Consider the following 19,754-nt stretch of genomic DNA (forward strand, 5'->3'; position numbering starts at 1 on the left):
AAGTCCTGAGACATCACACCCCCACCATCATCATCGGGAAAAAAGTGGGCTCATTCTGCCCTGTCAGCGGGAGGAAGGCACAAAGTGCGCCATCGAAACGTCGGCGCGCGAGATCAGGCGGCGCTCCGCTGTCAGCGGCCCGCCGCGGCAGCGGCGGCGGGAAGGGCCGCGAGGACCTGCCCGAGGGCCTCGTCGTCGTGCGCAGCCGTCAGGAACCAGGCCTCGTACGCCGACGGCGGCAGCGAGACACCGGCATCCAACATCGCGTGGAAGAACCGTCCGTACGCGGCCGAGTCCTGCCGCTGCGCCGTCGCGTAGTCGGGAACTCCGTCCGCGACCTCCGCGCCGAAGAACACACTGAACAGTGTCCCGGCGCGCTGCACGACGTGCGGAACGCCCGCGGTCCACAGCGCCGCAGATACGGCGCCCGACACGATCTCGGATGCCGCAGCGACCCGCGCATACACGTCGTCGTCGGCGAGCCGCAGCGTCGCCAGGCCCGCCGCGACCGCCACCGGGTTCCCGCTGAGCGTCCCGGCTTGGTAGACGGGACCCATCGGCGCGAGCATCTCCATGACGTCGGCTCGACCACCGACTGCCGCCACCGGAAGCCCGCCGCCGATGACCTTGCCGAACGTCACGAGGTCCGGCGCGAGGGTCTCCCCCGCCTCTCGGAGCACCTGCGCATAGCCCCCGCGCGCGGCACGGAACCCCGTGAGCACCTCATCGCTGATGAGCAGCGCCCCCTCGCGGCGGCAGAGCTCGGCGAGGAATGTGGTGAACCCGGATGCCGGGGCGACGACCCCCATGTTGGCGGCAGCGGCCTCGGTGATGACCGCGGCGATCCGCCCGGGATGAGCGGCGAACGCCGCCTCGAGTGCGGCGCGGTCGTTGTAGGGCACGACGAGCGTCTGCGCGGCGACGGCCTCGGGAACCCCCGCCGACCCGGGCAGCGCGTACGTCGCGAGGCCGGACCCGGCGGCGGCGAGGAGCCCGTCGGAGTGTCCGTGATAGTGGCCCGCGAATTTGATCAGCAGGTCGCGACCGGTCGCACCGCGTGCGAGACGGATCGCCGTCATGGTCGCTTCCGTTCCGGTCGACACCAGCCGCGCGCGCTCCACGAACGGCACGCGCGTGATGATCTCCTCGACGAGTTCCGCTTCGGCCGGCGTCGGCGCGCCGAACGACAGACCGCGCGCCGCGGCGGCCTGCACCGCGGCGACGACCTCGGGATGCGCATGACCGAGCAAGGCCGGACCCCAGGACGCGACGAGATCGACGTAGCGACGGCCCTCGGCATCCGTGACATACGGACCGGACGCGTCGACGATGAACCGCGGCGTCCCGCCGACCGACCCGTACGCGCGCACGGGCGAATCGACGCCCCCCGGAATCACGGCGCGGGCGCGGGCGAAGAGCTCGTCATTCGTGGCGGTCATGTCAGGTCCCTTCCGGCGCGCAGCCACCCGGCGACCTCGATCGCCCAATAGGTCAGAATCGCCTCGGCGCCGGCGCGTCGGATCGCGATCAGGCTCTCGCCGATCGCGCGGTCACGGTCGATCAGACCGGATGCCGCGGCATGCTCGATCAGGGCGTACTCCCCCGACACCTGATAGGCCCAGACCGGGACAGCGGACAGGTCACTGACCCGTGCGAGCACGTCGAGCGACGTCCCCGCGGGCTTGACCATCACGATGTCCGCGCCCTCATCGATGTCGGCGAGAGCTTCCTGCACTCCTTCGCGGCCGTTCGCGGCGTCGAGCTGGTACGTCCGGCGGTCGCCGGTGAGCGTCGATTCGACAGCGTCGCGGAACGGTCCGTAGAACGCCGAGGCATACTTCGCCGAATACGCCAGGAGCACGATGTCGGTGCGGCCGTCGGCATCGAGCGCGGCTCGGCAGGCCGCGATCTGCCCGTCCATCATCCCCGAGAGCCCCAGGATGTCGGCGCCCGCGCGCGCCTGCGCCACCGCCATCCGCGCATAGACCTCGAGCGTCGCGTCGTTGTCGATGCTGCCGTCATCCGCGAGCACACCGCAGTGGCCGTGGTCGGTGAACTCGTCCAGACACAGATCAGCCTGGACGGTGATCCGGCCCCGGGCGGCCGCGGCGGCCACCGTGATGGCACGGTTCAGGATGCCGGCGGGGTCGGTCGCGCCGGAGCCCACCGCATCACGGTGCTCGGGAACACCGAACAGCATGATCCCGCCGATACCGGCGGCGACCGCCTCGTCGACGAGGGCAGCGAGCCCGTCGAGCGGATGCTGACTCACGCCCGGCATCGTCGCGATCGGCTGCGCGGTGGCGATCCCTTCTTTCACGAACACGGGGAGCACGAGCCGGCGCGGAGTCAGGTCGTGCTCGGCGACGAGACGACGCAGCGCCGGGGTGCCGCGCAGACGCCGCAAGCGGCGGGTGGGGAAGTCGGTCATCGGGGATCCTCCGATCCGGAACGTGCATCGAGTTCGGCCAGGAGAGCGTCGACAGTCTGCGTGTGCGCGGTGTGGCCGACGTCGAACCCGAGATGGCGGGCATCCTTCGTCGTGCCGGGACCGATCGACGCGAACAGAGTACGCGCATCGAGCACGCCGACCTGGCGACGCAGTTCTCGCGCCACGCTCAGCGATGTCAGCAGCACGACGTCGAACGAACCGGTGCGCAGCGCTTCCACGGTCTCCGGGGGAAGGTCGATGCCGACCGTGCGGTAGCCGATGCACACGTCGACGGCGTGGCCCTGCACCTCCAGCTCGTCGCTGACGACCGCGGCGGCAAGGTCGGAGCGCAACACGAGACACCGTCCGGTCGTCGCGGCGGCACGGCCCACGCCCCACTGCGCGATCATCGTTGCGGCCGACGATCGCCCGGTCGGCACGAACGCGACGGTCGCGCCCATCTCGGTCAGCGCGCGAGCGGTGGCTGGCCCGACCGTCGCGACCTGTGTCGCCGGGGGGAGGGTGATGCCGTGCGCGACGAGCTGTTCGACGCCGGCCGCACTCGTGACGAACAGCCACTCGTACTCCCCCGCGGCGAGCGCCGCGAAGGTGCGATCGCGCGCGACGATGTCCCGCGGCGGTGCGGACCCGATCACCGGTGCGACGACGGCGTGCGCGCCGCGACGTTCGATCTCGCGACTCACCCGCTCGCCCCACGCACCTCCGCGCGGCACGAACACGCGCGCTCCGGCGAGGGCTCCGGGGCGGAGCGTTCCGTCCGTCACCGGGAGCTCCCGGCGAGGTCGGCCAGGTCGCCCGCTCCGGCATCCAGCAGTTCCGTGACGACGACGTCCGCAGCATGCGCGCGTCCGGCCTCGTCGGCGACCGCGGTGCGGGCGAAGGTCCGCTCGACGCGGACCGCGCGGGCACCGTCCAGCGCATAGACCTCGGCGACGAGCGCCACTCGGTCATCTCCCGGCACGTGGCTCGCACCGATACCCACGGGAGCGGCACACCCCGCCTCGAGACGGCGGAGCACGGCACGCTCCAGCAGAGCGACCTCGGCTGAGGCGGTCTCGGAGATCAGCGCGACATCCGCGCCGATCGCGTCCCCCGAACGCACCTCCACGGCGAGTGCGCCTTGCCCGGCGGACGTCGGCCAGGCGCCATCCGCGAACAGCTCGGTGATGCGTGCGGTGCGGGCGATGCGCGTGAGTCCGGCTTCGGCGAGGACGATCGCGTCGAATTCACCCTCATCCACTTTGCGCAGCCGGGTGTCGACGTTGCCGCGGATGCCGGCGACGTCGAGATCGGGGCGGCGGCGCAGAAGCTGCGCGACCCGACGCGGCGAACCGCTGCCGACGCGGGCGCCCTGCGGCAACTCGTCAAGGCTCAGTCCGTCGCGCGCGCACAGCGCATCCCGTGCCGATGCCCGCGCCGGAACCGCGGCGATCTGCAAACCGGGTACATCGCCCGTCGGGAGGTCCTTCATCGAGTGCACGACGAGGTCGCAATCACCGCGCAACAGGGCATCGCGGAGCGCCGCGACGAACACGCCGGTGCCGCCGAGCTGAGCGAGCGGCCCGGTCAACACGTCCCCGGCCGTCGTGATCGGGACGAGCTCCACATCGCGCCCGGTGGCGGCGCGGAGGGCATCGGCGACGTGGCCCGACTGCGTGGTCGCGAGCAGACTCGCCCGGGTACCGAGGCGCAGTGCGCTCACGGCGCGAGTCCCGCCAGCGCCGGCTGGAAGCCGAGGCGTGTGTTCTCGCAGCATCCCGTCCGGCAGACGTCGTACCAGGGGCCGAGGTCGGTCCGGTGCGGGCGATCCGCCGGCGGCGTGCCCGCGACGCGCTCCTGGACGAGGTCGATGAGGCCGCGGACGTACTCGGGGTGCGTGCCCGGGGTCGGTGTGCGCAGCGCCTGAAGACCCAGTCGCTCGGCGGTTTCCATCGCTTCGGTGTCGAGGTCCCAGAGGACCTCCATGTGGTCGCTCACGAACCCGAGCGGCACGATCACGACGGCCTTCCGTCCCCGCGCGGGCAGCTCCTCCATCGCGTCGTTGATGTCGGGCTCGAGCCACGGCACCTGCGGTGGGCCGGACCGGCTCTGGAAGACGAGCTGCCAGGTCGTTCCCACGCCGAGATCGGCCATGACGCGCTGCGCAACCGCCGTGTGCTGGGCGACGTAGGCCCCGCCCGCGCCGAGAGCGAGCTCGGGCGGACCGGACCGGTCAGCGTCGGCGTTCGGGATCGAATGCGTCGAGAAGAGCACCTCGACCTCGGTGTCGAGGTCGAGTCCCCGCCCGCGGAGGTCTTCGAGCGCCGCACGCACGCCCTCGGTGAAGGGCTCGACGAAGCCTGGGTGATCGAAGAAGGGCCGCACTTTGTCGATCTGCACCTGCAGCGACAGTGCCGTGGCCTCGACGGCATCCGCAAGGTCTTCGCGATACTGACGGCACGACGAATACGACGAGTAGGCGCTCGTCGCGATCGCAAGGAAGCGCCGGTGCCCGTCGTCGTGCGCCTGCTGCACGGCATCGGTGACGTACGGCATCCAGTTGCGGTTGCCCCAGTACACCGGAAGCCCGAGATCACGCGCCGCGATCTCCGCTTCCAGCGCCGCCTTCAGTTCGCGGTTGTGCTGGTTGATCGGCGAGACGCCGCCGAAATGGCGATAGTGGTGCGCGACTTCTTCCAAGCGCTCGTCGGGGATGCCCCGGCCGGCCGTCACATTGCGCAGGAAGGGGATGACGTCGTCCTGCCCCTCCGGCCCGCCGAAGCCGAGCAGCAACAGCGCGTCGTAGGTCTGCGGCGTCGTCGCGTGGGGCTCGCCAGCGCAGTTCGCGTCCGTCGCGCCGGCGACCGCGCACTCCTCGGCGACCTCGGCACGCGTGGCGCGTGGCGGCTTCGGGCGGAAGCCTGCACCGATGTTCTCGGCCATCAGCTCAGCACCTCCGCGAGCTCGGAAACCTCGACCCGCCGTCCGGTGTAGAACGGAACTTCTTCCCGCACGTGGCGCCGAGCCTCGGTGGCGCGGAGCTCGCGCATCATGTCGACGAGGCTCGTGAGCTCGTCGCTTTCGAGCGGCAGAAGCCACTCATAGTCGCTCAGGCCGAATGTCGACACGGTGTTCGCCACGACGTCGGTGAAGGCGGCCCCCTTGCGCCCGTGCTCCATCAGCATCGCGGAGCGCTCGGCATCGGGGAGCAGGTACCACTCGTAGCTGCGTACGAACGGGTACAGGCACAGCCACTGCCGCGCGTGCTCGCCCCGGAGGTACCCCGGCACGTGCCGCTTGTTGAACTCCGCCTCACGGTGCACGCCCATCGCGCTCCAGATGTTGGCGTACCCGCCGAGGAGCGCGGTGCGCCGGATCGCTCGGAGTGCCGCCTGCAGCGCCGCGGGGTCTTCGCCGTGCAGCCAGACCATGAGGTCGGCGTCGGCCCGCATGCCGGTCACGTCGTACAGGCCGCGCACGGTCACGCCGCCCGCGGGAAGACCGTCGATGACCGTCGACAGCTCATCGAGGGCGGCACCGGACGGCGCTGCGGTGCGGGGGCGAGGCCCGGCGAGGATCGCGAAGAGGGTGTAGCCGAAGGGATTCTGGTCGCTCATGCGGTGCTCCTTGAGGACGTGGATGAAAAGGATGCCGCGAGATCGCGGGCGTGCGGAAGAACGGACGCGAGCCCCGTGCCGGCCACGGCGGCACCGGCGAGGTGGATGCCGGCGTCACTGAGCTCCGTCAGGCGGCGCTCATCGACGGGCGCGCGGGAGACGGCATCCGCGTACTCGGCAGAGGTCAGCGCGATGACGTCCGCCGCATCCACGGGTGTCCCGGTCAGCAACGCGATCTCCCGCGCGACGTCGGCGGGCGTCTCGAGCCCGGGGGCATCGGCATCGCGTGCCGACAGGCGGAAGAGGTGGCGACCCACCGGCAGCGTCTCGGCCAACCACGGCCACTTCGCATTCGCGTGGGTGAGCGCTTTCGCCGCCGAGGGCACCCCGGGGGCGACGATCACGCCGGAGCCGACGGGACGGGGATCGAACGCGGGGTTGTCGACGAGAGCGGCCACGACGCGCACACGGGGCGTCGTGTCCGCGGTCTGCGCGCCCGCCGGATCGAGGAGCGCGCGCGCCGCGGCGGCGCCCGTCGCGATGACCACATGGCGCGCGCGGACGACAGCTCCGGCTGTCGTGACGGCGACATGGCCGTCGTCTGCCGCGACAGCGAGGACGCTCACGCCCGTGCGGATGCGAGCGCCCTGGTCCTGTGCGGCGCGGTCGAGCTCGGCGGCCAGACGCCACATGCCCCCGTTGATCCCGCCGACTGCGGCACCGGCACGGTCATCGGTCGCGCAGGCGTCCGCGCCGGCGAGGAGCGAGCCATAGGAGACCGCCGCGCGCCACAGAGCCGGGTGCAACCGCGAAAGACGAACGGCCTGTGCCGGCTGCGAGTAGACGCTGCGACACAGCGGCTCGACGAGGCGTTCGAGCACCAACGGGCCGCAGCGCTCCGTGACGAGCTCGGCCAGCGACGGCTCGTCGGCACCGCTCAGCGGCGGAAGGTCACGCTCCGCGGCGAGGCGCGCGGAACCGTCGGCTCCGAGGATCCGCACGACGTCCGCCGCGAACGGATCGGCGGGGATCCCGAGCACCGTCCGCCGCGGGAGCGCCGCACGAAGGAGGCCGCCTGGGCCTGTCGTGAGGAGGTGGGCGCCGCCCGGCGCTGGGGTGACGACGGCGAGGGGAAGACCGGCATCCGCGATCAGGCCAGCGACACCGGAGGTGCGGGTCGCGAACGATTCGGCGCCGATGTCGAAGGCGACACCGTCGAGTTCCGCGCGCTGCAGAAGCCCCCCGACGCGATCTGCAGCCTCGAGGACCGTGACCTGCAGGCCCGCCTTCGCAGCATCGTGCGCGATCGCGAGGCCCGCGATGCCGCCTCCGATGACGAGGAGGTCGGCGACGCTCACGGGGCCCGCCAGGCGTGCACCGTCTCGACGAGGGCGGTGAGCACGGCAGGATCGGCATCCATCGGCACACCGTGACCGAGGTTGAACACGTGCGCGCGGGCGGCGAGCCCCTCGGCGAGGATGCGATGGGCGGCAGCGACGCGGACCTCGTCCGGCGCGAACAGCAGTGCGGGGTCGAAGTTGCCCTGCAGTGTCACGTCGCGCCCGACGCGACGGACCGCGTCGTCGAGCGGGACGCGGTAGTCGACGCCCAGGCCGTCGACGCCGATCGAGGCCATATCGGTGAGGATCTCGCCCGTGCCGACACCGAAGTGGATGATCGGCACGTCGAATGCCCGCACCGGCTCGAGCGCCCGGACCGAGGCGGGAAGCACAGCGCGGCGGTAGTCGTCGGGAGCGAGCGCGCCTGCCCAGGAATCGAAGAGTTGCGCGACGCTCGCGCCCGCCTCGACCTGCAGCGCGAGGAACTGTCCGGTCACGTCGGCGAGCCACATCGTGAGGTCTTCCCACGCGGTCGGTTCGGCATGGATGAGGCTCCGGGCCGCCATGTGGTCTTTCGACGGCCCCCCCTCCACGAGATAGGCCGCGAGCGTGAACGGCGCCCCCGCGAACCCGATGAGCGGCAGAGGCTCGCCGCGCACCTCGGACTCCTCCGCCAGCATCGCGGTCGTGCGCGTGACGGCATCCGCGACCGCGTCGCCACGCTCGCGGACGAGGGCGGGATCGATCCGGATGACCTCGGCGATCTGGGCCGCCGTGCGCACCGGCTCGCTGAAGACGGGACCGCGCCCCGGTGCGATCTGCACGTCGAGCCCGAGAAGTGCCAGCGGCACGATGATGTCGCTGAAGAAGACGGCGGCATCCACCTTGTGTCGTCGTACCGGCTGCATCGTGATCTCGCTCGCGAGCGCCGGGTCGAGGCACGCCTCCAGCATGGTTCCCTGATTGCGCAGAGCCCGATACTCCGGCAGCGATCGTCCGGCTTGACGCATGAACCACACGGGAGTCTTCGCGGGTCGCTCACCGCGAAGCGCCTTCACGAGGCGGGAGTTCCGCGTATCGTGCGCGTGGAAGGGATGATGCAAAGCCGGAATGATGAACTCCTCGGGTGACGCTGCGTGATCAGTTAATCGTTATACTAGCCGGGATCCTCGGAGGTGTTCTGCGCGTGCTCGTCTGTCTGTCCGCTCATCAGCGCACCACTCCGCTGGCCTCGCTCGAACGCCTGTCGGTGATCGGTGACGACGTCGCTCCGCGTCTGCGCGAGGCGCACGAATCGATCCGGGGTGCGGTCGTCCTGTCGACGTGCAATCGGTTCGAGGCGTACTTCGATCTCGCCGACGGATCCCCCGTCCCCGCGATGGATGCCGCGATGGAGCAACTGGCCGACCTCACCGACCTGCCGTTCCGCGCGGTTCGCGAGACGGTCGATTTCGCACACGGCAACCGGGTCGCCCACCACCTGTTCGCCGTGGCCTCCGGGCTCGACTCCGTCGCCGTCGGCGAGGACGAGATCGCCGGGCAGGTCCGCCGCGCGCTCGATGCCGCACGCCGTGACGGCCTGACCACGTCCGCCCTGGAACACCTCTTCCAGCGTGCGACCGAGACGTCGCGTGCCGTGAAGAACTCCACGCGGCTCGGCGAGTCCGGTCGCTCGCTCGTGCGCCTGGCCGTCGAGCTGGCCGGCTCCCGCATCTCCTCGTGGGAAGACGCCCGGGTGCTGCTCGTCGGCTCCGGGCGCTATGCCGCCGCTTCTCTCGCCGCGCTCCGTGACGTCGGGGCGACGGACATCCGGGTGCATTCCCGGTCGGGCCACAGTCGCTTCGCGCAGCGCGAGCACCTGCGCGCGGTCAGCGCCGACGACTATGCGGCCGAGGCGGCGACCGCCGACGTCGTGGTGACCTGCACGACGGTCACGGACACCTACGCCCTCACCGCGGAGGAACACGGCGCCGCACGCGCCGGCCATTCCCACGATCAGCTCGTGATCGACCTCGGCATGCCGCGCAACGTCGATCCGGGCGTGCGCGCACTCCCCGGGATCGACCTCCTCGACCTCGACACGATCCGCATCCACGCCCCCATCGACGAGTTCGCGACGCTCGGCGAAGCCCAGCTGATCGTCGCGACCGCCGCGCAACGGCACGCCGCCGCGCGGCGCGTGCACGAGGTCGCCCCCGCCGTCGTCGCCCTGCGCGCGCACGTGCACGGCGTTCTGGATGCCGAGATCGAACGCGCGCGGGCCCGCGGGGCGGGCCCGGAAACCGAAGCGGCGCTCCGTCACTTCTCCGGAGCGCTGCTGCACTCGCTGATCGCACGCGGGCACACGCATGCCGCATCCGGATCGGGAACGGCCTGGACCGACGCGATCGCCACCGTGTTCGACGCCGACGACCGGGATCTGTCATGACCCCCGCGGCGACGCGTGCGGTCACGCTCCGCGATGTCGCCGAGCGCGCGGGTGTATCGACCGCCGCGACGAGCCAGGCCCTCAACGACCGCGGGAACCTGCGCCCGGAGACCCGCGCCCGCATCAAAGCCGTCGCCGCTGAGCTCGGATACTCGCCGAACCGCTCCGCGGCAGCCCTCCGCGGAGGACGCACGATGTCGGTCGGCTTCGTCATGTCGGACACCCCCGAGGACGACGCCGCCGAGCGCCGAGCGTTGCGGCGTACGCGCCAGCTCAACGCGCTCGTGCGCGCCTCCGCCGCGCACGGCTTCGCCGTCACCGTCCTCCCCGATTCCCGACCCGACCTGGTCCAGCGCGCGCAGATCGATGTGCTCTACTTTCCCGATCCGGCCGACGACCGCGCTGTCCTCCGCGAAGCGGTGACCCGCGGCGTCCCCGTTGTCGCGAACGATCTGTACATCGCCGGAGCGGCGGGCCTCAGCATCCGCACCGGGTACGACTCGGCCGTGCGCGCCGCGTTGGCGCTCTTGGCCGATGCCGGCGCGGAGCGCATCGGACTGCTGGTGGACGAAAGCGAAGTGCCGCGCGATCAGATCGGTGAGAGCGCCTACCTCGCATGGACCGCGGTGCGCAGCCGGACCCCGATCGTGGCGCGCGTGGATCCGGGCCGCCGTCGGCTCGCCCGCGAAGTGCGGACGCTGCTGGATGCCGGCGCCGACGCGATCTTCTCGTTCTGCGAGGAAGGCCCCGAGATCTATCTCCAACTCGAGGCGACCGGACGGGTGATCCCGCGCGATCTGCAGCTCGTGGCGCTATGCACGACCGACTGCGCGCTGAACGACCGCCTCGGGATCACGCACGTGTGCGTGCATCCGGAGCTGGCTGCCGAGACGATGTTCGCGCGCCTCGGCGAGGTGTCCGGGTCGGAGCCGCGGGTCATCGATCTGCCGTGGGAGATCGTCCGGGGCTCGACGACCCGCTAGCGCTCGCGTCGAGTCGTATGGCACGGGCGCTCCCGCGCGCCACACCAGCCCCACGCGCCCACATCCGCACCACAGCCCATACGACTGGGCCGGTTGGCACTCGCGCCCGCCGGCGCCTCCGGCCGTCGTGACTCCGTCCGACGCATCGAGTCGTATGGCACGAGCGCTCCAGCGCGCCCCACCAGCACCACACGCCCGCATCCGCCCCACAGCCCATACGATTGGGCCCGTTGGCGCTCCGCGCGAGCGGCTAGAACTCGCCGTAGACCTCGACGGTGTTGGCGGCCAGCTGCGTGCAGAACTCGGCGAGGTCCACGCCCAGCTCAGCGGCCATGAACCGAACGGTGACCGGGATCAGGTAGGGCGCGTTCGGGCGTCCACGAAGCGGCGTCGGGGTGAGGAAGGGCGCATCGGTCTCGACGAGAATCCGCTGCCGCGGGGTGAGCGCCAGGGCGTCGCGCAGATTCTGCGCGTTCTTGAAAGTGACATTCCCGGCAAAACTCAGCCAGTAGCCGTGGTCGGCGGCGATCCGCGCCATCGCCGCGTCTCCGGAGAAGCAGTGGAACACAGTCTTGTCCGGAGCGCCGACACGGGCGAGGGTTTCCAGCACTGCGTCATGCGCCTCGCGGTCGTGGATCTGCATCGCGATGTCGTGCTTCTTCGCGAGCGCGATGTGCGCTTCGAAGCTCTCGAACTGCGCGGCGTGTCCTTCCTCCCCCGTGCGGAAGAAGTCCAGCCCGGTTTCTCCGATCGCCCGCACCCGCGGCTGCGCGGCGAGCTCATCGATCACGGCGATCGCGTCGGCGAGTATGCCGCGCTCGACATACGCGGGCGCCTCGTTCGGATGGATCGCGACGGCCGAGAGAACACCGGCGTGGGATGCCGCGGCCCACGCGGACCACCGGCTGGAGTCGACGTCACCGCTGGCCTGCACGACACCGGCGACGCCGACCGCGCGTGCACGTGCGAGGTGGTCGTCCAGGTCGAGTCCTTCGCCGTCCTCGATCTCGAGGTGGGCGTGATTGTCGTACACCGGCACGGGCAGCGGGTCGGGTGCCGCGGGATACGACACGTCGCGCGCGCCCTTCTCGCGGACGCGAACGTACTGCGAGGGATCCGCGGGGACCAGCCCCGATGCTGCACTCTCACTCATGCTTGTCCCACTTTCGGTCGTTCTGACGCTGCCGAACCAGCCTTATGCGGGACAAGGTCCGCACAAAGTGGGACAAGGCCCGCACAGAGTGGGACACGGGGCGACAGGTCAGGATTGCTCGATACGCGGGAACAGCGGGGAGAGGGCGTTCACCGCTGTGCCCGGCGCAAGTCGCCCCCAGGTGCCGGCAGCGCGGATCGGCTCATCGACCAGGCGACCCGGAATCCCGAGCGCCTCCCAGAGCTTGCCGGTGGACTCGGGCATGACCGGGCTCAGCAGCACCGTGAGTGCACGCAGACCCTCGGCCGCCGTGTACAGCACCGTGCCGAGCCGCGGGCGCGATGCATCGTCCTTCGCGAGTGCCCACGGCTCGTTCTCCGTGATGTATCCGTTCAGCGCGTCGACGATCGTCCAGATCGCGGAGATCGCCTCGTCCGGCCGGAAGCGATCGATCGCGGCGTCCGCGGCCGTCGCGGCGTGCGCCACGATCTGCTGGATCCGCAGGTCACCCTCGGAGTATGCGGCAGGTGGCGGAACGGAACCCTGGAAGTATTTCTCGATCATCGCGGTCGTCCGCGATGCGAGGTTCCCGAAGCCGTTGGCGAGCTCGGCTTGGTACCGCGCCGAGAGGTCTTCCCACGAGAACGAACCGTCCTGGCCGAAAGCGATCGCCGAGAGGAAGTAGAACCGATACGCATCGGCACCGAAGACATCCGTGATCTCGGTGGGTACGATGCCGGTGAGCTTCGACTTCGACATCTTCTCGCCCCCGACGAGCAACCATCCGTGAGCGAAGACCCCGCGCGGCACGTCGAGTCCGGCGGCCATCAGCATGGCGGGCCAGATGACAGCGTGGAAGCGCAGGATGTCCTTGCCGACGATGTGGAACGCCGGCCAGCGGCGTTCGAACTCGGCGGGATCCGTGCCGTAGCCGACGGCGGTCGCGTAGTTCAACAGGGCGTCGACCCACACGTAGATGACGTGACTGTCGTCCCACGGCACGCGGATACCCCAGTCGAACGCCGAGCGCGAGATCGACAGATCCTTCAGGCCGCTCTTGACGAACGACACGACTTCGTTGCGCGCCGACTCGGGGCGGACGAAATCGGGTTCGTTCTTGTACAGCTCCAGAAGGGGCTCGGCGAACTCGCTGAGTTTGAAGAAGTAGTTCTTCTCCTGGAGCAGCTCGAGCGGCTTCGAGTGGATGGCGCAGACCTTCAGGCCCTCGAACGCGCCGGTCCCGTCGACGATCTCGGATTCGGGCTTGAACTCTTCGCACCCGACGCAGTACAGCGCTTCGTACTCGCCGGCATAGATGTACCCACGGTCGTACAGCGTCTGGACGAACTGCTGCACGCGTTCTTCGTGCCGCGGCTGAGTCGTGCGGATGAAGTCGTCGTTGGCCACTTCGAGGGTGTCCAGCAGCGGGAACCAGGAGCCCTCGACCAGCTTGTCGACCCACTCCTGCGGCGTCACACCGTTGGCGGACGCGGCCCGCAGCATCTTCTGCCCGTGCTCGTCGGTGCCGGTGAGCATCCACGTGTCATCGCCCGCCTGGCGGTGCCAGCGCGCGAGTGCGTCGACGGCGACCGTCGTGTACCCGTGCCCGATGTGGGGCAGGTCGGACGGGTAGTAGATGGGCGTCGTGATGTAGAAGGATCGGCCGGTGCTCACCCGTCGATTCTAGGCGGCGCCGCGCGACCCTCTGGCTCGTGTGACGCGCTCGCTCAGGCGGTCTCGCGCACAACGAGCGTCGTCGGCAGGACAACCGAGGGCACGGCGGTGCCCGCGATGACCTCGAGGAGCATGTCGACCATCGTCGCGCTGATCTGCGCCCACGGCTGGCGGACCGTCGTCAGCGGCGGCGCGTGGGTGGCCGCGAGGCCGGAATCGTCGAATCCCGCCACGGCGACATCCTCGGGGACCCGCTTGCCGGCACGGCGGAGGGCCGCGATCGCGCCCACCGCCATGACATCACTGGCCGCGAAGACGGCATCGATGTCGGGCGCGCGTTGGAGGAGCGCCGTCATGGCGGCGTCGCCGGTGGCCTGTTCGTAGCTCCCCTGCTCGACGAGGTCGGGATCGAACGCGTCGCCCATTTCCTCGCGAAATCCCACCAGGCGGAACCGCCCACCCGGCGTGTCGTTGGGGCCGGTGATGAGGGCGATGCGGCGATGTCCCTCATCGATCAGATACCGCGTCATCATGCGGGCGGACGCGACCTCGTCGACCGACACGGTGGGGATTCCGGCGGTTTCGCCGAGCGGGATGCCGGTGCACACGGTCGGGATACCCGCGGCGACGAGGGATGCCAGCAACCGATCGGACTCGTGGGACGAGACCAGGAGGACGCCATCGACGTGGCCGGCGCGCACGTAGCGCTCGACGTTGGCCTGTTCGTCGACCGTGTCGGCGATCAGGAGGACGAGCGTCATCGACCTCTTCGTGAGCGCTTCGGTCGCTCCGCGCAGGAGCAGCGCGAAGGTCGGGTCGGAGAAGAGCAGATTCTGCGGCTCGGTCAGCAAAAATGCCAACGAGTTCGCCCGGCCGGTCGCGAGGGCGCGGGCCGCATGGTTGGCGGTGTACCCCGTCGCGCGGATCGCGTCCTCGACGGCGGCGCGGGCATCCGGCGATACCCAGTGCCCGCCGTTGATGACACGCGAGACCGTGCCGTACGAGACACCCGCAACGGCCGCGACGTCGCGGATCGTCGGTTTGCGCGAAGTGTCTGGCGATCCCACGACGGTGACTCTATCGCTCCTTCCCCGTGTCCGAGTGTGGTCATACCAAACCTTCTGTGACCGGTCACAGTTCGATAACGAAAGGTCGTCCCGCGCGCAACGGCGACGTAGGCTGATCGCGGAAGCTGTGACCGGTCACAGCCCTGAGTTGCGGACAACGAGGAACCGAACCGATGAACGTCACACCGTGTCGCTACAGCCGACCGTGACCCTTTCGTTGCCGAATATGCACGAACCCCTGCTGACAACGGCCGCTTTCCCCGGCACGCTGAGAGCAGCGCGAGGCGATGTCGCCCCCGCGCCGCATAAGGCTCACCGGGTGATGATCCGTGACGGCATCCCCACCCGCCGACGGGGTACGCCTCCGAGGCACCGCACCTAGAGATACACCCACCACGGAAGGAAGATCCATGCGAAAGATGAGCATCGGCGTCGCAGCCCTTGCGGCGTCCACCCTGTTGCTGGCCGGCTGCTCGGGCAGCACGACCCCCGCAGCAAGCGAGACCGAAGAGGCGATCGACGCGAGCGGCGTGACCCTCACGATCTGGACGGACGAGAACCGGAAGCCCGCGATCGAAGCGGCCGCGAAGGCGTTCGAAGAAGAGACGGGCGGCAAGATCGAGCTCGTCCAGAAGAACTTCGAGGACATCCGCACCGACTTCATCAACCAGGTCCCGACCGGCAACGGCCCGGACATCACGATCGGTGCCCACGACTTCCTCGGCGCGTTCGTCGAAGCCGGTGTGATCGACACCGTCGACCTCGGCGCCTCTGCCGAGCAGCTCGAGCAGGTCGCGATCGACGCGTTCACCTACGACGGACAGGTCTACGGCTTCCCGTACGCGCTCGAAAGCATCGCGCTGGTCCAGAACACCGACCTCGTCGGCGAAGACGCTCCGGCCACCTTCGACGACATGGTCGCCGCGGCCCAGGCTGCCGGCGCTGAGCGCCCGTTCGTGATCAACACGGCCGGTCAGACCGGTGACGCGTACACGATGTACGGCTTCCAGACGTCCTTCGGCGCTCCGGTCTTCGTGCAGGATGCGTCGGGTTCGTACACGGCCGAGGTCGGCATGGGCGGCGACGCGGGCACCGCGTTCGCGACGTGGCTCGGCGCCAACGGCGAAACCGGCACCGGGTACGTCTCGACGACGATCGACTACGACATCAACAACGAGCTGTTCGCCACCGGCAAGGCCGCGTACACGATCCAGGGACCCTGGGCCATCGAGGCGCTGACCGCGCAAGGCGTGAACATCACGGTCAACCCGATCCCGTCCGCGGGCGGCGAGACGGCTGCTCCGTTCGTGGGCGTGCAGGGCTTCTACGTGAGCTCGCAGAGCGAGAACGCGCTGGTCGCCCAGCAGTTCCTGACGACGTACCTCGCCACCGACGAGGCACAGCAGGCCCTGTACGACGCCGACCCGCGCCTCCCCGCGTGGAAGTCCGTCGCAGAGAAGGTCGCCTCCGACCCCGTGGTCGCCGGCTTCCTCGCGTCCGCCGCGAACGGCGTACCGCAGCCCTCGATCCCCCAGATGGGTGCGGTCTGGGAGCTGTGGAACACTGCTCAGGTACAGATCATCAAGGGCGCCGACCCGGCATCGACGTGGACCACCATGGTCGCCGACGTCGAAGCGGCCATCGGCTGACATCCCTGTTCCGGGCGTGGGGTCCTCCCCACGCCCGGAACACCCCTCCCTCGAGAAGGAGACGCATATGTCGGTCCCACAGGTTGACCGCAAGAGCACACCGGAACCCCACGCGCGACGCTGGAACGGCATCGGATGGGGCTTCCTCGTGAAGCTCGGCATCATGGCCGTGATCAACGCGTTCGGTCTGCTGGGCATCATCGCCGCATTCCAGGCGGAGTCGTGGAGGATTCTCGCCGTCGCCGTCCTGCTGCTGCTCGCCGCCGACATCGTCTATTTCACCAAGCGCGCACTGCCCCTGAAGTACCTGTTGCCGGGACTCGCGTTCCTCCTGATCTTCCAGGTCTTCATCTTCGCGTACACGGCCTACATCGCCTTCACGAATTACGGCGCCGGGCACGTCGGATCGCAGGAGCAAGCGGTCCAGGCCGCCCTCATCCAGGGCGAACGTCGCGTGGACGATTCCCCCACCTACCCGCTGTCGATCATCGAGCAGGGCGGCACGTACGGTTTCGCGATCGTCGATGACGGCGAGATCAAGGCCGGCTCCCCCGATCAGCCGCTCGAGGTCATCGGCGAGACGACGTCGACGAGCGCCCCGAAAGAGGTGCCCGGCTGGAACGTCCTGTCGATCAACCAGATCCTCAGCATGCAGGACGAGATCACTGCTCTTCGGGTCCCCGTCTCCGACGACCCGAACGACGGCTCGATCCGCACCCGCGACGGCTCGTCGGGCGCGGTCTACATCTCGAACCTCGTCTGGGACGAAAGCGCCCAGACCATCACCGACACGTCCACCGACACGGTGTACCGCGCGACGGATGCCGGTCTCTTCACCTCCGATGACGGCCAGAGCCTCCCGACCGGCTGGGTCGTGACGGTCGGGCTCGACAACTTCCTCCGCCTCTTCACCGATTCCTCGATGATCCAGCCGCTCGCGCTCGTGACCGCGTGGACGTTCGCGTGGGCCTTCCTCTCGGTCGCGGTTCCGTTCGCGATGGGGCTCGTGCTTGCCATCATCTACAACGACGAGCGCCTCAAGGGGCGCAAGATCCTCCGGACGCTGTTCATCCTCCCGTACGCATTCCCCGCCTTCATGTCGGCGTTGCTCTGGCGAGGCATGTTCAACAGCGAGTTCGGTGTCATCAACGAGTTCTTCTTCGGCGGCGCGTCGATCGATTGGCTCGGCGACCCGTGGCTGGCCAGATTCGCCGTGCTCTTCGTCAACGTGTGGCTGACCTTCCCGTATTTCTTCCTGGTCTGCACGGGAGCGATTCAAGCGTTGCCAGCGGATGCGCTCGAGGCCGCCGAGATCGACGGCGCGGGCTCGTTCCGCAAGCTCCGCTCGATCATCCTGCCGCTCGTGCTTGTGGCCACCGCGCCGCTGCTGATCTCGTCGTTCGCGTTCAGTTTCAACAACTTCACGATCATCTACATGTTCAACAGCGGTGGACCGGTCATCCCCGGGGCTCCCTACACGCTGGGGTACACCGACATTCTGATCTCCGCGATCTGGGACATCTCCGGCGTCTCCGGCGGTAAGGCCGACTACGGCCTGGCGAGCGCCCTGTCGATCCTCGTGTTCTTCGTCGTCGCCATCATCTCGGCCATCGCCTTCCGTCAGACCAAGAAGCTCGAGGAGTACTCGTGATGTCCGCTCCCACCGAAACCACCGCCCGCGAGGCGAAGGCATCCGTCCAGCTCGACGCGAGCAGGCGAAACGCAGTCCGCAAGAGGTGGGCACTGAATGTCGGCTGGAAGTATCTGCTGGCCATCGTCGTCATCTTCTATGCGGTCTTCCCGCTGGTATACATCTTGTCGGCGTCGTTCAACCCGGGCGGAAGCCTGTCGGGCAGCAACAGCCTCTTCCGCGCGTTCGATCTCGGCAACTACCAAGCCCTCTCGGACACGCGGTATTGGACCTGGTACGGCAACACCCTCATCGTCGGTGTCTCCGCTGCCCTCGGCGCGGTGATCATGGGGGCAGCCGCAGCCTATGCCTTCTCGCGCTTCCGCTTCAGCGGTCGGCGCGTGGGCCTGACCGCGCTGCTCATCATCCAGATGTTCCCGCAGGCGCTCGCGTTCGTTGCGATCTTCCTCATGCTCCTCTCGATCGGCGAAGTGTTCCCGGTCCTCGGCCTTAACTCGAAGATCTCGCTGATCTGCATCTACCTCGGCGGCGCACTCGGCGTGAACACCTTCCTGATGTACGGCTACTTCAACACGATCCCGCAGGAGCTCGACGAGTCGGCCAAGATCGACGGCGCGACGCACGCGCAGATCTTCTGGCGCATCATCATGCCGCTGGTCACCCCGATCCTGGCGGTGGTGGGTCTGCTCGCGTTCATCGCTTCCTTCGGCGACTACATCATCAGCAAGATCGTGCTCGTCTCGGAGGACAACTGGACTCTCGCGGTCGGGATGTTCCAGTGGGTCTCGAACCAGTTGTCCAGCAACTGGGGACTGTTCGCGGCCGGAGCGATCCTCGCCTCGATCCCGGTGCTGGTGCTGTTCCTCACGCTGCAGCGCTACATCGTCGGGGGCCTGACCGCCGGATCGGTCAAGGGCTGACCCTTCAGCGCGCGGCCAACACCGCTTGATAGAGATCGCGGGAACTCAATCCGGTCAGTGCAGCCACCTCAGCGGCGGCGTCCTTCAAACGGATGCCGCCGCTGACGAGCGTCTGCACCTGGGCGACGGCATCCGCGGCGGACACGTCGCGCACCGGCGCGCCCCCGACGACGACGACGATCTCGCCGCGCACGCCGTCCGCCGCCCACGTGGCCAGCTCGCCCAGCGGCCCCCGCACGACTTCCTCGAACATCTTGGTGAGTTCCCGGCAGACAGCGGCAGGCCGATCGGCGCCGAACGCGCCCGCCATGGTCTCGAGCGTCGACGCGAGCCGTGACGGCGCTTCGAAGAACACCATCGTGCGCGGCTCGGCCGAAAGCGCACCGAACGTCCGACGCTGCTCCCCCGTCTTCCGCGGAGGGAATCCTTCGAACGTGAACCGATCGGTGGGAAGGCCCGCAACGGCGAGGGCCGTGATGACGGCGCTCGGACCGGGAAGGGCCGTGACCGTCACGCCCTGCGCGACGGCTTCGGCGACCAGGGCGAAGCCGGGGTCGCTCACGGTCGGCATGCCGGCGTCGCTCAAGACGAGCAGGTCTTCATCCCGTGCGCGCGCGACGAGCTCGGCCGCGCGCTGCTTCTCGTTGTGGTCGTGGAGAGCGATCAGCCGGGGGCGGTTCTCGATCCCCAGCCCCTGCAGCAGCCGCTGGGTCGTCCGCGTGTCCTCCGCCGCGACGACGGTTGCCGTCTCGAGCGCGGTGCGCAGGCGTCCGGAGGCATCCGCGAGGTTGCCGATGGGGGTCGCCGCGAGGATGATCACCGCCCCAGCATAGGCTGGTCG

At 69.3% G+C, this 19,754-nt stretch carries 17 protein-coding genes; 5 read left to right on the forward strand and 12 right to left on the reverse strand.

Annotation, left to right across the window (positions count from 1 at the left end; genetic code table 11):
- Window positions 1-131: 131 nt before the first annotated feature.
- Genes hemL through hemE form a run of 8 tightly spaced genes read right to left on the reverse strand, consistent with a single transcriptional unit; the run spans window position 132 to window position 8,503 of the window.
- On the reverse strand, window positions 132-1,439 hold the full coding sequence (gene hemL, locus N4R40_RS00975; RefSeq protein ID WP_261605499.1) for a glutamate-1-semialdehyde 2,1-aminomutase: 1,308 nt from the start codon (window positions 1,437-1,439) through the stop codon (window positions 132-134).
- Window positions 1,436-2,431 carry a porphobilinogen synthase gene (gene hemB, locus N4R40_RS00980; protein WP_261605500.1) on the reverse strand — a complete coding sequence of 332 codons (996 nt, stop codon included), beginning with the start codon at window positions 2,429-2,431 and terminating at the stop codon, window positions 1,436-1,438. The genes hemL and hemB overlap by 4 nt, the downstream gene beginning before the upstream one ends.
- On the reverse strand, window positions 2,428-3,216 hold the full coding sequence (locus tag N4R40_RS00985) for a uroporphyrinogen-III synthase (protein WP_261605501.1): 789 nt from the start codon (window positions 3,214-3,216) through the stop codon (window positions 2,428-2,430). Before N4R40_RS00985 ends, hemB begins: the two co-directional genes overlap by 4 nt.
- Window positions 3,213-4,208 (reverse strand): hydroxymethylbilane synthase, encoded by a 996-nt coding sequence (gene hemC, locus N4R40_RS00990; RefSeq protein ID WP_407665806.1) that lies wholly within the window; start codon window positions 4,206-4,208, stop codon window positions 3,213-3,215. The genes N4R40_RS00985 and hemC overlap by 4 nt, the downstream gene beginning before the upstream one ends.
- Window positions 4,151-5,374, reverse strand: coding sequence for a ferrochelatase (locus N4R40_RS00995; RefSeq protein ID WP_261605503.1), 1,224 nt, complete (start codon window positions 5,372-5,374; stop codon window positions 4,151-4,153). Before N4R40_RS00995 ends, hemC begins: the two co-directional genes overlap by 58 nt.
- Window positions 5,374-6,048: a hydrogen peroxide-dependent heme synthase gene (gene hemQ / locus N4R40_RS01000; RefSeq protein WP_261605504.1), complete on the reverse strand. Its 675-nt coding sequence runs from the start codon at window positions 6,046-6,048 to the stop codon at window positions 5,374-5,376. The genes N4R40_RS00995 and hemQ overlap by 1 nt, the downstream gene beginning before the upstream one ends.
- Window positions 6,045-7,406 (reverse strand): protoporphyrinogen/coproporphyrinogen oxidase, encoded by a 1,362-nt coding sequence (locus N4R40_RS01005; RefSeq protein ID WP_261605505.1) that lies wholly within the window; start codon window positions 7,404-7,406, stop codon window positions 6,045-6,047. Before N4R40_RS01005 ends, hemQ begins: the two co-directional genes overlap by 4 nt.
- The gene (gene hemE / locus N4R40_RS01010) at window positions 7,403-8,503 is read right to left on the reverse strand and encodes a uroporphyrinogen decarboxylase (RefSeq protein ID WP_261605632.1); all 1,101 of its coding nucleotides are present in this window, start codon (window positions 8,501-8,503) and stop codon (window positions 7,403-7,405) included. Before hemE ends, N4R40_RS01005 begins: the two co-directional genes overlap by 4 nt.
- 11 nt (window positions 8,504-8,514) lie before the next feature.
- Here hemE and N4R40_RS01015 point away from each other — a divergent pair, with 11 nt between their 5' ends.
- Entirely contained in the window at window positions 8,515-9,816 is a 1,302-nt protein-coding gene (locus tag N4R40_RS01015; RefSeq protein ID WP_261605506.1) for a glutamyl-tRNA reductase, read from the forward strand.
- Window positions 9,813-10,799, forward strand: coding sequence for a LacI family DNA-binding transcriptional regulator (locus N4R40_RS01020; RefSeq protein WP_261605507.1), 987 nt, complete (start codon window positions 9,813-9,815; stop codon window positions 10,797-10,799). Before N4R40_RS01015 ends, N4R40_RS01020 begins: the two co-directional genes overlap by 4 nt.
- A 250-nt stretch (window positions 10,800-11,049) precedes the next feature.
- Here N4R40_RS01020 and N4R40_RS01025 read toward each other — a convergent pair whose 3' ends face one another.
- The 3 genes from N4R40_RS01025 to N4R40_RS01035 form a co-directional block, all read right to left on the reverse strand.
- Entirely contained in the window at window positions 11,050-11,952 is a 903-nt protein-coding gene (locus tag N4R40_RS01025) for a TatD family hydrolase (protein WP_261605508.1), read from the reverse strand.
- Window positions 11,953-12,060: 108 nt separating this feature from the next.
- Entirely contained in the window at window positions 12,061-13,626 is a 1,566-nt protein-coding gene (metG, locus tag N4R40_RS01030) for a methionine--tRNA ligase (protein ID WP_261605509.1), read from the reverse strand.
- A 53-nt stretch (window positions 13,627-13,679) separates the two neighbouring features.
- Window positions 13,680-14,693 (reverse strand): LacI family DNA-binding transcriptional regulator, encoded by a 1,014-nt coding sequence (locus tag N4R40_RS01035; protein ID WP_261605510.1) that lies wholly within the window; start codon window positions 14,691-14,693, stop codon window positions 13,680-13,682.
- Between the two features lie 410 nt (window positions 14,694-15,103).
- On the opposite strand from N4R40_RS01035, the gene N4R40_RS01040 reads away from it, so the two are divergent.
- The 3 genes from N4R40_RS01040 (at window position 15,104) to N4R40_RS01050 (ending at window position 18,913) form a co-directional block, all read left to right on the forward strand.
- Entirely contained in the window at window positions 15,104-16,342 is a 1,239-nt protein-coding gene (locus N4R40_RS01040; protein ID WP_261605511.1) for a sugar ABC transporter substrate-binding protein, read from the forward strand.
- Between the two features lie 67 nt (window positions 16,343-16,409).
- The gene (locus N4R40_RS01045) at window positions 16,410-17,993 is read left to right on the forward strand and encodes an ABC transporter permease subunit (protein ID WP_261605512.1); all 1,584 of its coding nucleotides are present in this window, start codon (window positions 16,410-16,412) and stop codon (window positions 17,991-17,993) included.
- Window positions 17,993-18,913 carry a sugar ABC transporter permease gene (locus N4R40_RS01050; RefSeq protein WP_261605513.1) on the forward strand — a complete coding sequence of 307 codons (921 nt, stop codon included), beginning with the start codon at window positions 17,993-17,995 and terminating at the stop codon, window positions 18,911-18,913. Before N4R40_RS01045 ends, N4R40_RS01050 begins: the two co-directional genes overlap by 1 nt.
- A 4-nt stretch (window positions 18,914-18,917) precedes the next feature.
- Here the strand turns inward: N4R40_RS01050 and rsmI are convergent, their stop codons facing one another.
- Complete coding sequence (gene rsmI / locus N4R40_RS01055; protein WP_261605514.1) at window positions 18,918-19,733, reverse strand: 16S rRNA (cytidine(1402)-2'-O)-methyltransferase; 816 nt, start codon at window positions 19,731-19,733, stop codon at window positions 18,918-18,920.
- Between the last annotated feature and the right edge of the window lie 21 nt (window positions 19,734-19,754).

Source organism: Microbacterium memoriense (assembly GCF_025398275.1).
Lineage (GTDB): Bacteria > Actinomycetota > Actinomycetes > Actinomycetales > Microbacteriaceae > Microbacterium > Microbacterium memoriense.